Genomic DNA, 14,344 nt, shown 5'->3' on the forward strand with positions numbered 1-14,344 from the left:
GCCCGACCCCTTGCGTAGCTTGGGGGCACCCCATAATTTCTTCAACGCTGCATGTAAAACATTATTTTTCAAAATTTTATATCATATATAATGTTAGGTTAATTCAATATTCATTGATTTTTAATTTAATCCCGGTGTAACATCTTCGTTGCAAACTTTACCATTATGAAATTATTTTACCTTACCACTCTTTTAATGCTCTTTGCTACCTGTATGTATGCCCAGTTTAACGCCGGCGATAAAGTGCTTGGCGGTAGTTTTAGTTTGAATGCAAGCAAAAATGAACAGTTGCCTTATGTGAATTCGGATTTCGGGATCAATGTATCGCCGAGTTTTGCGAAGTTTAAAACGGCTAATACCGCAGTAGGATTTAAAATTTTGGGGCAGTACTCTAATGCCAAAACAGAAACGCCTAATTCAGGGTATCAGAAAAATCGTTATTGGTCGGCTGGGGCTGGTGTTTTTGGGCAGCGGTATTTCTTTATAGGATCGCAATTTTTTGTTATGGGAGAAGCGGGCTTCAATGCGTCCTACAATAAAGGAAAAGTAACTTATGGAGAAAGCACTTACACCAATAGTTCTGGTTTTAGCGGAGGTTTTTACCTGGCGCCGGGCTTTGGGATAAAGCTCAGTAAAAAATTTCTACTTGACTTAACGCTTAACAACCTGGCCGTTATAACTTATCATCATTCAATCAATAAAAGTGTAGTTGCCGGAGCCGACGGGGGTAAATCCAAGGTGAATAATTTTTCTGTATCATCTAACTTAAACGGTAATACATTAGGAAACCTTGGACTTGGCTTCAGGTGGCTAATGTAGCCGGTAACTCTTTCATTGGGGGAAACAAAAAAGGGGCTGCCTGGTATTGGCGGCCCCTTGCTGTTTGCAAGTCATTTTATAGTACATTCATATTTGTACCTTTAATTTTGATATCATTTTCAAAACGAAATGAAAACAGTTATACTTATCTTTTAGTTTAACATGTTGCAGCAATTCGTTGATGTTTGCTCCATCCAAATAATTTGCGGGTTCCAAAGCGTAGTTAATGCCTGGAATTTCTTTGGTTAGAAAAATACCAAAATTGCTGTGAGTTATTATTAATGTTGATTTTAAACCAAACATGATAAATTCCTCTCCGGCCCATCATTAATCCGCTACTTTAATGATAGCAAAAAAATCTTCCTGGGTGCCGGTGAATTCATTGTCCGGGTCGTCGTTGATGCACCATACGATGTTCCTGTCAATAAGGCCTTTTTCATCCAGTTGTACCAGCCGTTTGGCTACCCTGTTATTCAAATTGCCGCCGATGGTGGTAACTGTTCTGTTGGCGGGGTTTACTTCGGTTACAATATCGCAATGGCTGATACAGCCTTTTTTAATGCTGCCCAGCGTGTAAGATTTGCCGCCGCGGTTTTTGCAGAGCAGGTCGCCGGGCTGTGGCCAGGCGGCCAGGCTGTCTGTTGTTTCATAAGCTTTAAATTGTATGGCTACCGGCATGGTATTGTTGCGGGCAGCGGCAATGTACTCTGCATGGCTGGCTGCATAGCGAAAGGAAGCGCCGGCGCCGGCCTGCCGCATTACCCAGGAAATAAAGGCGGCGCTCCAGGGGTTGTATTCCTGCCACAGAGAATCCCTTAGCTGGCTGCTTTTTACCTGCATACCCAGGTTGGCCCAGTAATCTTTCATAGTGGCATCCATAGCGGTATCATTTTCGCGGGCTGTGGCGCCGTTGTTCCACCTGTTGTGCTCCTGTGCCGCCACCGTTACCAATTGATGGCGGAAAGCCTGGGCTGCGGTTTCATTCTTAACAGGCAGTGTGGAGCGGGCAGAGTCAGAGCCGGTAAAAGCGGCTTGCGCCATAGCGCTGCACAGTAAGCAGGCTATAAAGAAAATGTACTTTGCAGGTTGATGCTTTATCATAAAAAGGTTAGGGTTTGCCTGCTAAGCTATAATGCCCAAGGCTTTGCTGCAATGTGAAAAATCACGTTTTGCGTATTATAACACCTGAAGTGTGGGATATGCGGTACAAGTTGGAGAAATTATTGTCACGGGGGGCCGGAAAAAGAACTTGTTGATAATGCGGGCAACAGTTAGTGCGGCATTTTTTTGAGCCCAACGGCATTACTGCTATGAGGCTTTGCTTGCGTCGCACTACGTTCATCGTTCCGTTCATTGGGCGGCATTTTAGACCCGGGGTGGAAAATATTGAACAAGGAACAAGGAATGATGAATGAAGAAAGTAAAGCGCCCAACTCACCACTCACTATTCATCACTCACCCTATTTACACCGGCGTATCTGCCTTAACTGTTTCTTTTTTATTGAAGTGTATAATGCTGTCAGCAAGCTCTTTTAAAGAAGTTTCCTCTGCTATAGCCCGGCTGGCTACGCCGTTTACATAATGCCATTTTACCAGCCTTATAAAACCATCTGCTATTTCAATGCCGGTAATAGTGCCGTCTTCAAAACAGCAGCAGCCTGTATTAAAATATGCGGGTTTCATATTGCGGAAGCTTTGGTTTACAAAATCATACTCCCGCCTGCGGCGCGGTACTTCAGCCGTTATTTTTTCTATTGCAGCTTCATCTTGTTTTTCGTGGGCTTCTTCCAGTTTAAGGTACAACCGCTCAAGGTGCGTTAAGGAGTTGAATACGGGCTGGTGGGTATGGCCGGTTACCAGTACAATGTTCTGCTGGGCGGCGCTCCACTCGTACATATAAAAATTATGAAGGGTTTTATTTTCATCGTTGGTGGCCGGGGTGTTGGGGTTTATGCGCAGGAAGCTTTGCAGCGGCCCCCATATATAACTTACAAACCATTTGCTGAAGGCGTTGCCATCACTTTGGGCATCGCCCTGGTGGCCGTGGGTGCAGAAGATGTCCAGGTATGTTTGCGGCAAATCAATCCTAAACACTACGCCGGAATAAATTTTGATGGCTTCTCCAAAAAGGCTTTTCAGGTACACGGCGGATAGCGGGTCGTTATCCCAGAACAGGTCGTGGTTGCCGTAGAGTTTGCAGTAAGCCTTTCGTGTTACAAATTGTTTTTCTTTTTCAAAATTGTCTTTGTTGTGCTTGATAACACCCAGCAGCGTGTTTTCCCATAACTCTTCGCTGTCGCCCAAGTTTACGTAGTAGAAGCCTTTTTCATTGTAGTATTCCAGGGCTGCCAGGTAGTTTTTTTCGGCTGTTCCAAAATCATCCGAGCCATCGCGGCAGCCTTTGTGGTGGTCGCTGAAGATGATTACCGGTTGTTCTTCCGGCTTAAAAGTAATCAGCGGGCCTTTTTTGCCCGGGTTGCTGACGATGCTTTTATAGAGTTCGCTTAAAGCGGCAAGCACTTTGTCTTTTTGCGGAGACGAGGAGAACCTGCCGGCCATCCACATGACGGGTTTAAGTAACAGGAAACGAAAAAAACGGCGAATCATGCGATAAAGTAAACGAAAGGTTTTTACAGTTACAGCAAGGGCATAAAAAAGCCCGCAAATTTTTGCGGGCTTTTGTCGGAACGTTGATTTAAAAAGCACATAAAAGTTGAGCTTGCTGCACTATGGCGAGTAGCGTACAAGGCGTACAAGTGAGTGACACAACCCAAGCCTCATAGTAGCAATCCAGCCCGGGCAATAAAAAAAATCTGCTTTCCACCCCACTCACCATTCACTACTCACCACTCACCACTCCCTACTTGCTTTCCGGGTACAATACCGCTTTCAGCACATTCTTGCCATCAAACAACTGGATAGCGGTAGCCTTAATATCATCAACCGTAAGGGCGCCTACCAGTTTCTCGTAATCAAGCATACGGCCGGCATCATCTCCCTGGAAGTAGATGCTGTTTAGTTTACCACTCCAGTAACCATTTTCTTTTACCTGCACCCTGTGCTGTTCCAGCCAGGTTTGTTTTACCTTATCAAGGTCTTTTTGTTCGGGGCCATTGGTTTTAATTTTTTCGATTTCCGCAGCCGCGCCGGCCAGCAGCTTGTCTACATTTTCCGGGCCGCAGGGCAACTGCAGAAATAGCTGGTAGTTGCTGTAAGGGTACTTGTTAAGCCCTCCACCCATGCCGCCGCCATAAATAGCGCCCAGCTTTTCGCGCAAGTCTTCAATTATCTTAATATTTAGTATTTCCGTTAGAGCGCTGGTTTTTAAGGCAAGGTCTTCGCTATAAGGCGCCTCGCCACTGTACACGCTTAAAATAAGGCTCTTGGGTTCGCTGCCTTTTTTAACCTTAAGGTCTATATCGCCGGTGGCTATGCGCACCCCGTTATCATTAAAAGCGGCTGTTTTGCCGGTGGAAGGCAGGCCGCCGATGTACTGCGCCAGCAGCGGTTTTATTTTATCTACGTCAAAGCTTCCGGTAAAGATGAATGTAAAATCAGTAGCATCGCCCAGCAGTTCTTTGTAAATAGCCAGGGATCGGTCCAGGTTAATGTTATCGAAATAAGCTGGCCTGGGCACCACCACCGGGGCCAGCGGGTTGCTTTTATACAGCGTTTGGTAAAAGGTATCCACAAATGCAGTTTGAGGATCGGCCATTGCGAACTGTACGGCTGATTTCTGTTTGTCTTTCCAGGCACTGAACAAGGCTTCATCTTTACGGGGGCTGGTTAAATACAGGTAGCCCAACTGTAAAAGGGTTTCAAAATCTTTTACGCTGCTGTTGCCGTTAAGGCCGGCGCTTAAGCCCGAAATGCGGGGGCTAACGCCTACCACTTTGCCCGCCAGGAATTTGCGCAGGTCTGTAGGCGAAAACTCGCCGATGCCCATCTGGCCTACAATCTGCGATGCAAAGTTGGCGCTGTATTTATCTTCTGGCCCGTATTTGGCCATGCCGCCCTTATGAAAGGCCGTTAAGATAATTTCATCATTTTTAAAGTCGGTGGGTTTTAATACCGCTTTGGCGCCGTTGGAAAAGGTTAGCTCCGTAACACCCAGTTTTTCGTTCTTTGTTTCGGCGGTAATGCTGCCGGGCTGTGGTTTGGCGGCCATCAGTTCCGCGGCAACGGCTTTTTCTTCGTAAGGCTTAATATCTGCTTTGCGTGCATTTTGTGCAACTGCTAATAACGCTTTGCTGTCGGGCAGCTTTAAGCCACTTTCAGATGGGCCCTGCAGGCTTACAAATATATTGGGCGTTTGCTTTAAAGGCGCCGCTACGGCATTTACTTCGGCCAGGGTTATGCCGGGCAACCAGGCTTTTGATTTTTCAAACTCCCATTCAATACCGGGTACAGGTTCCTGTTGCAAAAAGTTGCGGATATATTCTTCCACATAGTTGCCGGATTCGCTCTTGTCCCTGTCGTTGTAAGCTTTTTCCAGGCTTGCCAGTATTTGTTTTTTACCACGCTCCAGCTCAGCATCGGTAAAGCCGAATTTTACGGCTCTTTCCAGTTCTATTGCCAAAGCAGATAAAGCGGTGTCCGGCCCTTTTTGACCAGCCACGGCAAAGCCGCTGAATGCATCGTAACCACGCACCATACCGCCAAAACTGGCACTGCCAAACAGGAATGGGGGATTGCTGCCCTGCGATAACTCCCGCATGCGCTGGTTGAGCAATGAAGTGAACAGGCTTTTGATAAGACCTTTACGGTATTCTACTTCTGTACCTTCGGGACTGTCTTTTTTAAACGGATAATCAATGCTCAGGTAAAAATTTGTGGCTTCTTTGTCGGTAACCACTATGCCGTCGCTCTTCTTCCATACCGGGGCGCCAAAAGCGGTTCTTGGCCTTGGCGTGGCGGGGTTTTTAAGGCCGCTGAAGTATTCTTTCACCAGGCCTTCTGCCTTGGAGGGTTCAATATCGCCCACTACAATCACTGCCATCAGGTTGGGGCGGTACCAGTCTTTGTAAAACTGTTTAATAGTAGCATACTTAAAACTTTTCAGAATACTATCCTGGCCAATGGGTATGCGGTCTGCATATTTGGATCCCGCATATTCTTTTGACAGTATTTTACGTTGCATACGGTCATCGGCGCCTTTGCCTATACGGCTTTCTTCCAGCACAATGCCACGTTCGCCATCAATCTGGTCGTTGTCAAAGCTTACGCCGCCTGCCCAGTCCTGCAGTACTTCAAAACCCTTGCGCAGGTTGCTGGTATCGCTTAAGGGTATGGGTAAAATGTAAACCGTTTCATCAAAGCTGGTGTAGGCGTTAAGGTCGGCGCCAAATTCCACGCCTATTTTTTGCAGAAAATCAACCAGTTCGTTTTTCTTAAAATGGTTAGAGCCGTTAAAAGCCATGTGCTCTGTAAAGTGTGCCAGGCCCTGCTGGTTATCATTTTCCAGTATAGAGCCCGCATTTACCACCAGGCGCAGCTCAACTTTATTTTCCGGTTTTTTGTTTTGCCTTATGTAATAGGTAAGTCCATTGGGCAGTTTGCCCACCTTCAGTTTGCTATCCAGCGGAATTTTTGGCGAAGGGGACTGTGCATAGGTAGTTACGGCAATAAAAGCAGTAATAACAGCTATTGCTGCGCGGTACAATTTACTTTGCATAATGTGATTGTAATTATTCTGTAAATATATAAGCAGATTTAATCCGGCATCCAGCCTCGTACAAAGTATTCACATTTTGTTGATGGGTAAAGAATAATTTTATGAGTGGTGGGATTGGTTGCTTTTTGTGGGACCCATCCCCTGAAGAGGTGTTTGGCCGTAGCATGATAAATACATTTATGGGCCCGGCAGCAGGAACCATTATGAGGCATCGTTGCGTCGCACTCTTGTACTTTCTGTTTTTTATGGCAGCAATCAGCGGGTTAAATGAGCTTTTGTTTTAAACTATGGGCAATTGTGCCTAAGGAGTTATACATCATCCAGGTTTATTACGGCAGCGGGCACCCGTTCTTTATAGCTGCGGATAAGGGTTTGTATCACTTCATTTTCAGGATATTGGGTAAGATATGTTTTTATACCCTCCACATGGTAGGGGTTCACATTTTCGGGCAGCAGCCCCATGCCATAAAATTTCCCCTTTTCCACCAGTATGCAGGACGTTTCATTAAAAAAATCACAGTCTTCAAAAATGGCGTAGGTACCGCCTTGCTTTTTTAGTTCCCGTAAGGCTTGTTCCACACGCAGGTTATAAAGTTCCGCTTTCAATTCTTCTTCAACCACGGCAGATTTGTCCAGGAAACAAAGTGCAGGGTGCAGGCTAAACTCTTTCACCAGCTTCCACATGGTACGGTAAGCATCTGTAAGAACGGCAAAGGAAAGTTCAGGCTCAAAAAGTTTTCTCTTTTTGTCAATAGCCAGCCGCAAGTAACCCTTTGCATCTTTAAAGGAGTAGATGCCATAACGGTTTTGAAAATTTTTCTGGCTTACATTATAGGCCGGCCATAAACGTTTTATTTCAATGCTTTCAAGTATGCAGGCTGTTAGTTCTGTAGGGCATTCCTTGTAAGTAATTGAGTGGATGTTGCGGAGAAATTCCTGCCTTTTAAGGCCGGTATTAAGGCCCGTAAAATGGCTGACAACCCTTTTTTTAAGGTTAATGGCTTTGCCAACATAGATCACTTTATCCTTAGCGTCTTTAAAATAGTAAACGCCAGGCACATAGGGGAGGTTATTTACATCCTGCGGAGAAAGGTTGGGGGGCAATATCTGCTCCCTGTTTTCCCGTTTAAGCGAATCTTTAATAAGCTTATCGCCACCTTTGGCAACAATCTTTTCAAAGAGTATGGCCGTGGCGCCTGCATCGCCGCCGGCGCGGTGGCGGTTTTCAACCTCTATTTGCAGTTCCCTGCAAATATGGCCAAGCCCGTAGCGCTGAAAACCCGGGAACGCTTTTCTGCTCAGGCGAAGCGTGCAGAGTTTCCTGGGGTTCCATTCGTAGCCGGAGACACGCAGGTGGTACTTGATAAAACTGTAATCGAAATTTACATTATGCGCTATAAAAATACGGCCGTTGAGCAACCTGAAAATATTGCCTGCCACCTCTGTAAAAGGCGGCGCTGTAGCTACCATGTTGTTGGTAATGCCGGTAAGATGAGATACGTAAGGGGGTATGGGTACACCGGGGTTAACAAGTGTTTCGTAACGCCCTTCAATAGCCTGTCCGTCATGTAATACAATGGCTATTTCTGTTATTCCATTGTTATGGGCGTGGCTGCCGGTAGTTTCTATATCCACAATTGCGTACATGCTTTGGCAAGCTAATAAAAAATGGTGAGAAGAAAACAGTGCTGGTTGCTTTTTACAGGCCGGCGTAATGTTGGGCTGCTGCACAGGCTTAAATGGTACGTATAGGTAAGGGATGTGCAGAATGTGCGTGAGGGATTGAAGCGGTTACCCCGGTGAAGGTTTGTGGGTTGGTTTCTGTGCCGGAGTAATAGCGGAAAGCCCGACCCCTTGCGATAGCTTGGGGGCACGCCCAAAAAACCAAATACGGGTACGAAATACTTTCTTATGGGAGGTAAGTATATGACTGACTTAGCCGGTAAGCTGCTGAATTTTAGCCGCAATGGCGGGTAATTGCTGTTGCAGGAACTGCCTGATTTTTTGCCCTGCATCCGGGCCATCGGGCATAAGGTAAAGCTGCCCGGCAAAGGGCTGGTTATCTGTCGCTATGCCGTTAATGATACCCTGAAAAATACAAGTGGGTAAAGGGGCAGTGGAAATATATACCTGTACATGTGGAAGTTTGTCATTTTCTGTAAAGAGCCCGTGCAGTAATGTGGCGGCATTTTTTAGCTGGAAGCCTCCCGTCAATGTCCATAAGTCATGCAGTTTAACCATAGAAACCTGAGAAGCCGGATTGATAGCCAAATGAACCGGCATAAGGGCACCGTTGAGCGTTATGGCATAACCGGTATAATTACCGGTAAACTGTTGTAACAAATGCGCATAGGGGCTGTGGGCATCTAATTGATGTAATGTTTGCGGCAGCAGGGCCGGTGCGTGCAGGCGCCGGTGCAAAAGCCTGTTGGCAATGGCCGGTGGTACAGTCCTGCCTGCAACAATCACCTCCAGTTCGGTTTTGCTGCCAACCTGCTGAAAAATTATTTCTCCGCAAACGGGGCAACTGTTCATATCGAAGCTGGCGTAGGTGCCCGTGATGAATGGCCTTTTGGATACATTGTAGCCTGCAAAAAGCGCCAGGAAAGCATCCCCATTGTGCTGGTGCGAATGGCGGCGGCTGAAGGAAACCGTAAGCCTGTCTGCATGCAAAACCGGCAGCCCTTTATAGGTATGGTACCCGGTAATGGTATTAAGGGTGTAATCATAATCCGGCACATGCCATTCTGCTTCTTTATAGTTATTAAACAATGTTAATGCAGATACAGTGATGCATTGCTGTTCTCCATAAAAATAACCGGCATAATACTCCTGCACATACGGGCTGGCGTTCTGGCCAAGCAGTTGCAACTGTTCCGCCTGCTGTTGCTGCGGTATACGGCCACACTGTTCAACGTATTCCGCCACGCCGGCATACCCCAGTGTTTTAAAGTAAACATATACAAACTCCCGGTTAAGCACCAGCAGGTTTTTGCCATGCTCGTATTCCTTTAGTTTGTTGTACAGGTATTTGCCATTTACCCATTTGCCGGTACGCTGCTCAATAAACAGTTTAAGGCTGGGCAGGCGCCGGTTAAAAGAGCCAAACCCGAATAACTGGAAGTTGCCAAGATTGTTTGCCCTTACAGCAAATTGCTGTTCAAAAGCCTGTACCAAATGGGCATACAGGCAATTGAATACATGCCTGGTAAGCATTACAGAAGTTGTTGGTGGCGGTACAGACATTACGATAGGGTTTGCCCTGTTAAGTTCGCAAAAAAATATCGCTTATTCCTGAAAAAATCTGCCCGTTTCCTGATATGTAACACAGGAAGCTGTTTTGTTGCAGTTACAACAGCCGCATGCTAACTTTATAAACATAACGGTTTAAACAGCCTTCGCCAGGGCACTGCCAATGCCCTGCTTATATATGTTACGAGAACTGTACAAGGCCGGGGCTATTTATTGAACTTACACCCTGTTTCCCGGCACAAAGGCTGTTATTGTTAGTTGTAATGATAACAGCCTGTTTTTATCCTGCTATGTGCATTAAAGGTGTTTGTACGCCCTTCCTGTTTTATCCTGCTGAAAAAGTACTACTCCAGCTAACTGCAAGATGATTCGTTTACAGCAACGCAATCCGTTTGTAACCACTTTTTACCCTTAAATGAGCAGTTTATGAAACAGGTTTGTTTTTCAGCCATCCAGGTAATATTGATATGTGTAGCGGCAACAGGATATGTAAAGTCACAAACGGCCGGTACCGGTGTGTACACCGGAACTGTGCAGCATTCGCCAGTCATCGAACAAACGGATGATGTTATAAACAAGGAAGTGCGTAAAGAAATAAACATAAAGGCGGTGCGACATTTTAAAATGAAATATGGAAAGGTAAGGGGAGAGAAATGGTGGAAGATATCATCCGGCTTTATTTCAGGTTTTACGGTTAATGGAGTGAGGTATTCTGTCTATTATGATACAAAGGGTGGATGGCTGCAATCCTGCCAGTGGTATGGGCAAGACCTGCTGGCGGCGGATGTTAAAAATAACATTAACAAATGCTATGAAGGCTATGATATTATGATGGTGGCAGAAATAGAATATCCCGACAGGCAGAGTATGTTGGTACAATTAAAAAACCGGCAAACACAGCAGCCAAAAATTATTACTTACAACAATGGTGCTCAACTGGCTGATGATAACTAAAAAGTTACTTGCCTGGTGTATGGATGTTGCCACTGCAAACAATGTTTTTAATGCCATTAGGCAGGATTTAATGTTTTAGGAATCCTGATTTCCCTACTTTTACCCTTGTTATGTTTCCTGTTTAAACGCAGACAGGCAAACGATACCATACCAGCATATATTATTAAAATCCAATAAACCAAAACCATGTTAACATCCCCGGTACAAGGGCTATCGCTGTTATTGTTTCAAAAAATTTACGGGTTTTACTTTTCTGCCGGCTGTACTGGCCTTAACACCAGTTTGGGGGGATTATATGGTTTAAGAGGGGTTAAAGAATGGAGATAACCCCATTTATCAAGAACGATTTTCCGGTTACTTATCCTTATGCAGATATTAACTCCATAAGAAAAGAGTTGTTGCATTTTGGGGCGGTACTGGTAATGGGCCATGTAGAGGAAGGCCTGCCACTGGGCGTGCTTACATCGGCAGACCTTGCCATTAACTGCGGCAACTGCGTGGGCGAATACCTGTCGTCCAAACCCGTAACGGCAGCAGGCTGCACCGTTGAAGACGCCCTGCAGGCCATGCGCAGCCACCACAGCGATGTACTTGTTATTAACAACGGCAGCAATTTTGAAGGTTTGGTGTTAAAAGAAGATTTGATAGCATTCATGGATAGAAAAAAACAACCCGCAAAAAATGCCCAATATGGCGGTGCCGCAAGAAGCGGTATGTCTGAAAAAATACTGAAAGCGCTTTACGATAATTCCACCTCCTTACGCATTCTTATTTCCCCTGATTTTAAAATATTGTTTTTAAATAAGGTTACGCAGTATAAATCGTACATGTTTTACGATGAGCAGTTGAACGAGGGGGACGACCTGCTGCAATACCTTTCCCTTAAGTTTGAAAAACACAACGAAGGTTTTGTAAAACATGTTTCTGAAAGCCTGCAACAGGCACTTTGCGGAGAGAATATTGTGCACGAAGCGCCTTTACGTTTTTCTTTTGCCGGCGGGCAGGATATTGTTCTGTGGTTTAGGTTTGGTTATTATCCTGTATTTGACGACGGTACGCTCATCGGCATATCCGTTACTGTAACGGACATTAATGAAAAGAAAAAACATGAGCTTTTTATTGAGAAACAAAATAAGGTGCTTAAGGAAATAATACATACACAATCCCACGAAGTACGCGGCCCTTTAGCCAACATACTTGGTATTTTAAACCTGGTAGATACAGATCAGCTTTCCCAACACAATAAAGATGCGTTCGAATGGTTAAAGACATCCGCTTTGCAACTGGATGAAATGATAAAGAACGTGGTAAACAAGGCTGGCCAATGGAGCCAGGTAGAAGAAACAAAAAAATGAACTGCTTATCAACCTTTCTTCTGGTAAAAGCCCATGCGCCAATTTTAAAGTTGAAACCGTTTTTTATTTCTGTTTTAGCAGAACTTGCTTTGTTCAATTTTCATTTTTTTCAAGTAAGTTAGTACGCTCTGGCAAACACTGCGGCAAGCAGGCGAAAGAGACCAGCACTTATGAAATGTAACCACCAAAAAGTTCTATACGCAGCCTGCATACCTGTAGTTGTTCTTTTTATGGCCTGCGGTAATGGTAATAACCCAGCGAGTAAGCCCGAAAGCTATTACCGGCATATTATTGACAGTGTAAGCAGCCAGTTTGGGTTTTCCAGGCAGGCCGTGCAGCTTTTAGATTCAATTTTTTCAGACCATGCAGCCGGCAATCCCTCAGCCAGGTTTAAATATTACTCTTACCTGTGCGGTTATTATTCCCTTGTAGCCAACGATACAGCTAAGGCAATGCTGTATGCAGACAGTATGCTGTTTATTACCAGGCAACGGTCTCGTAAACAAGACTACCGCAACGAAGAGGCCATGGCTAACCTGGCAAAAGGCGATGTTTTATTCAGCCAGAAAAATTACAGCGAAGCCTATTTTTACTACTACAAGGCTAAAGTGGCGGCAGAGAAAAGCCTTGACTCCTGCGCTTACAGCGAGTACAGTTACCGCCTTGCGATGGTGATGTATAAAACGGCCGTATATGCAGATGCCGCTTCGTATTTTAAACAGGGTTTTGCAGAATCCGCCTCCTGCGCAAATGATTTTAATACCTTTTACCGCCGGCAGGAATTACTGAACAATGCCGCCCTTTCTTACGCCAAAAGCAACCAGCCCGACAGCGCCAAGGCGTACTACTACAAAACCCTGGATTTTTTAAAAGCCAACGAACAGGCATTTACCGGGAAAGGCAAGTTTTTTACCATAGCCCGGGGTGTTATCTACGGCAACCTTGGCCAGGTGTATGCGCCGGTTGATAATGCCGTTGCAGATTCCCTTTACCGCTTAAGCATATCCATTAACAGGCAGCCCGGTTACGAGGTTAACGATGCCCTGCTTACGCAACTGCACCTGGCCAGCCTGTACCTTGATAACGGAAAAGAAGAGCAGCTACACCTGCTGTTGCAGGAAATTAAAACCGGCATAGATACCATACCCAACCAGCAGGCAACTATGAATTATAATAAGCTGATGTGGCAATGGTATGAGCGCCGCAAACAGTACCTGCAGGCTTATCACTACCTGGCCGAGTATAACCGCCTGCGTGAAATAGACATCAGCAACACAAAAAAACTAAACGAAACAGATGTTACCAACAAAATAAGGAGCCTTGAATCTGAATATGAGGTTACACTTCTTAAGCAGAGCAGCCGTTTACAGCAATTATACTTTTTGATAGCCGGAGGCCTGCTTATTGCCACCGTTGCTATACTGTTGCTGTTGTGGTTAAACTGGAAACGTTCCCGCCAGCATATCAATACCCTTACGGCATTAAATAACCAGGTACAGGCCCAAAAAGAAAAGCTTGAATCGGCCCTGGAATTGCTGGAAATAAAAGACAAGGAAAAAGACCGCATTCTCCAGATTGTGGCGCATGATTTACGCAACCCTATAGCCGCCATACATTCCCTTTCTTCCATCATGATAGACGAGCTAAGCAACCAGCGTGAAGTGGTGGAAATGCTGAAGCTGATACAAGGTGGCTGTAACAACTCTATGGAGCTGATCAATGAAATTCTTGATTACTCCCTGCACGATCAGCAAACAGATAAAACAAAAGAGATAACCGTTGATGCCAACAGGCTGGTTAACAACTGCGCCAAACTTATACGCTTTAAAGCACTGGATAAAAAGCAGGTAATACAGGTTAAGCTAAGTGCAGAGCCACAGTTTATCAAGGTAAACCCCTCACGTGTGTTCAGGGTAATCAGCAACCTTATCACCAACGCTGTTAAGTTTAGCCCGCCGGGCAAGCTAATTAAAGTAGAGGTACAGTCTTACAGTAGTAATGTACAAATAAGCGTGCAGGACCAGGGCATTGGCATACCGGATAACCTGAGTGGCAAATTGTTCAGTGATTCGCCCGATGTACGCAGGCTGGGCACCGAAGGCGAAAAGCCCTTTGGCATGGGCTTAAACATCTGCAAAGAAATCATGGCTTCCTACAACGGCGATATATGGTTTGAAACGCAGCCCGGGCAAGGCTCCTGCTTTTACATCAGCTTCCCCAAAGAAACCAACCTGCCGGACGCGGCTTATGTAAACGCATAACAGAAGGCAGGCAAATGGCTTCGCCATTT

General features: G+C 45.4%; 9 protein-coding genes. 4 read left to right on the plus strand and 5 right to left on the minus strand.

Annotated elements, in window-relative coordinates:
• Nucleotides 1–213 precede the first annotated feature (213 nt).
• Entirely contained in the window at nt 214–819 is a 606-nt protein-coding gene (locus F0364_RS18910; RefSeq protein ID WP_153799370.1) for a hypothetical protein, read from the plus strand.
• Nucleotides 820–1,146: 327 nt separating this feature from the next.
• Here the strand turns inward: F0364_RS18910 and F0364_RS18915 are convergent, their stop codons facing one another.
• The 5 genes from F0364_RS18915 to F0364_RS18935 all read right to left on the minus strand — a co-directional run bounded on the left by F0364_RS18915 (nt 1,147) and on the right by F0364_RS18935 (nt 9,739).
• Complete coding sequence (locus tag F0364_RS18915; RefSeq protein WP_153799371.1) at nt 1,147–1,920, minus strand: DUF2272 domain-containing protein; 774 nt, start codon at nt 1,918–1,920, stop codon at nt 1,147–1,149.
• A 363-nt stretch (nt 1,921–2,283) separates the two neighbouring features.
• Nucleotides 2,284–3,426: a metallophosphoesterase gene (locus tag F0364_RS18920; RefSeq protein ID WP_235921151.1), complete on the minus strand. Its 1,143-nt coding sequence runs from the start codon at nt 3,424–3,426 to the stop codon at nt 2,284–2,286.
• Between the two features lie 253 nt (nt 3,427–3,679).
• Complete coding sequence (locus F0364_RS18925; protein WP_153799372.1) at nt 3,680–6,493, minus strand: M16 family metallopeptidase; 2,814 nt, start codon at nt 6,491–6,493, stop codon at nt 3,680–3,682.
• 309 nt (nt 6,494–6,802) lie between these two features.
• Nucleotides 6,803–8,140: an exonuclease domain-containing protein gene (locus F0364_RS18930; RefSeq protein WP_153799373.1), complete on the minus strand. Its 1,338-nt coding sequence runs from the start codon at nt 8,138–8,140 to the stop codon at nt 6,803–6,805.
• Nucleotides 8,141–8,428: 288 nt separating this feature from the next.
• Entirely contained in the window at nt 8,429–9,739 is a 1,311-nt protein-coding gene (locus F0364_RS18935) for a hypothetical protein (RefSeq protein WP_153799374.1), read from the minus strand.
• 432 nt (nt 9,740–10,171) lie between these two features.
• Here F0364_RS18935 and F0364_RS18940 point away from each other — a divergent pair, with 432 nt between their 5' ends.
• The 3 genes from F0364_RS18940 (at nt 10,172) to F0364_RS18950 (ending at nt 14,315) form a co-directional block, all read left to right on the plus strand.
• Nucleotides 10,172–10,699: a hypothetical protein gene (locus tag F0364_RS18940; RefSeq protein WP_153799375.1), complete on the plus strand. Its 528-nt coding sequence runs from the start codon at nt 10,172–10,174 to the stop codon at nt 10,697–10,699.
• Between the two features lie 317 nt (nt 10,700–11,016).
• Complete coding sequence (locus F0364_RS18945; protein ID WP_153799376.1) at nt 11,017–12,054, plus strand: CBS domain-containing protein; 1,038 nt, start codon at nt 11,017–11,019, stop codon at nt 12,052–12,054.
• A 170-nt stretch (nt 12,055–12,224) separates the two neighbouring features.
• A complete protein-coding gene (locus tag F0364_RS18950; protein ID WP_153799377.1) occupies nt 12,225–14,315 on the plus strand; it encodes an ATP-binding protein in 2,091 nt (696 codons plus the stop codon).
• Nucleotides 14,316–14,344 lie beyond the last annotated feature (29 nt).

The sequence above is a fragment of the Foetidibacter luteolus genome (genome assembly GCF_009650435.1).
In the GTDB taxonomy this organism is placed as follows: Bacteria; Bacteroidota; Bacteroidia; order Chitinophagales; family Chitinophagaceae; genus Foetidibacter; species Foetidibacter luteolus.